Source organism: Oleiphilus sp. HI0061, assembly GCF_001635675.1.
In genome coordinates this window covers 1-1,949 of record NZ_LWFE01001255.1, presented here as the reverse complement: position 1 = coordinate 1,949, position 1,949 = coordinate 1, and the positions used below count along the sequence as shown (strand labels likewise).

The window sequence follows — 1,949 nt, the reverse complement described above, 5'->3', positions numbered from 1 at the left end:
TCCATAACCGAATCACCGTTATCTCTAGCAGATGCCTTCTCGTTTAGGCGCCACCGGTCGCGCTCAAACTGGTAGGATGATTTTCTGTATGAGCTAACCATTACCCCCGTACCTGATTCTTCAAGCTTTTTCTGAATATTATCAATAATTTTTTGCGGCCTTGAAGTCGGGTAAGTTCCTTTTCCGCCAAGCTCTACAAAATAGCCCTTAACATTCTTACCGCTTAAACTAACACCCTCAACGGGAACAATCTTGACGAAGACGTTATACCAATCCAGACCCCAAGTCATTCTGGTAGAGAATCCTCTTTCTGGACCATCAATTTCATTAACGATTTCATCATCAACGATTGATGTGATTTCTTGATATGTCAATTGAAAAATCTTTTGCTCTTCTATGGCATATATTTTGTAACCACCATCTTGCTTTAATGTTGTTTGGTGGGTACTACACCCAGTCAAAAAAGCAAAAAAGACTAGAGTCGTTAACCTCATGTAATGCTCTCCATTGGCATGTAACGCTTACATAATGGGCCGGAGCGTAGCGACGGTCCAGCCCACAATTTCTTTTGTGGGCGATCATTGATGTACTTGTTATATTTATTGTCTAAAATACGTTTCATCAAAGTCTATTTCTGTTGGCCTAATGGAGCCATCAATATAGACACCCCAGTTTAGTGAGTCGCCATCTACACGAATAAGGTCAGCAACTTGAAGCGTTTGATCTTCTATTTTTAGAATGACATCGAACTCGATGGCTTCAGGACCGCCAGCGGTAATAACTGTATTTCCAAGTGTAAAAGTACCACTGCCACTAACTTCTATATCAGGCTGACCAGTGCACAATGAATTTGAGTAAACTTCCAAACTTGCGGTTAGACTGTAACCATTAAATATATAAGACTCGAGATTATAATCGCCATATTCTTCATCGTAATAGCAGGAAGCAGACCAAAGACCATTTATTCCGAGCGGGTCTGGCGTATCATTACCCCCACTACTGCAGGCGGCTAAAAATATTACTGCCAAACATACGATAGAACTTCCAATTTTCATTACTACTCCCTAAATATAACGCTTTTATAAACGGCGCGCGTGTCTTTGCGCGTCCAGTGTAGCCCACGTTCCTTCGTGGGCGGAACGAGGTTTGATAAACTTGTTAAGTGATTTAATGCAGTGCATTTAATTTAACTACACTATCATCGAAGGTGCTTACCGGAATTAAGAAAGCCAGGCCCGTACTAGTTTGTTTATAGCGAACGTAAACTTCGCCAGCTTTGTAAGAATATAGCTGTAATGATCTTGCCTCATAGACTGTTACACCACCATTATTTTGAGTTTCATTTTTGATATCGATGGCAAGAATACCCTTTGAGCAAGACCAGTCAGGACGTAGTATTTGTGATGAATTAACTACAGATTCATTTTTGTACCCAGTGAACAATAGTTCATTAGCGGATGCATTTATTTCAAATTGATCGTATTGACGAAGTTGCCAAAAACCAAGGCTATTGTAATGTGAATAGTTTTCGAAGTTTAAGGTGTATTTACCAGACAAAGAGGTACAGCTTTGGTTTCCGATAACCAAGCTTTCGTTTGGTTTATATTGTTGAAAACCACAACCTGCTAGTAGTCCAATTATTATCGTTAGAATTATATTTTTCATATGGTCACTTAACGCTTTTATAAACGGCGCACGGCTCTATCGTGCGTCCAACGTAGGCCACGTGTTTTTGTGGCCGGAGTGATGTTTGATGAACTGGTTAGATGTTTTAGAACACCCAACTACACCAAACACCACGTTAAAACCTTTGTACTTGCCCAGAGACAAAAACACCCTAGATGGCGACTTTACCGGACTCCCTAGGAACACACCACCAACGAAACCTCTACAAATTAAAATGTACCTGAGAAGCTTAAACAGCGGAGCGGAACAGTTGGAAACCGTGC

4 protein-coding genes are annotated in these 1,949 nt (G+C 40.7%); 1 reads left to right on the top strand and 3 read right to left on the bottom strand.

The features are described from left to right. The 3 genes from A3735_RS19635 to A3735_RS19625 form a co-directional block, all read right to left on the bottom strand. The coding region (locus A3735_RS19635; protein WP_156499777.1) for a hypothetical protein at window positions 1-374 on the bottom strand (374 nt) is incomplete at its 3' end. Between the two features lie 225 nt (window positions 375-599). Beyond that, window positions 600-1,055 (bottom strand): hypothetical protein, encoded by a 456-nt coding sequence (locus A3735_RS19630; RefSeq protein ID WP_068511111.1) that lies wholly within the window; start codon window positions 1,053-1,055, stop codon window positions 600-602. 112 nt (window positions 1,056-1,167) lie between these two features. Next, entirely contained in the window at window positions 1,168-1,665 is a 498-nt protein-coding gene (locus A3735_RS19625) for a hypothetical protein (RefSeq protein ID WP_068511113.1), read from the bottom strand. 88 nt (window positions 1,666-1,753) lie between these two features. On the opposite strand from A3735_RS19625, the gene A3735_RS31990 reads away from it, so the two are divergent. Further along, window positions 1,754-1,949: hypothetical protein (locus tag A3735_RS31990; RefSeq protein WP_231882585.1), on the top strand; the 196-nt coding region annotated here is incomplete at its 3' end.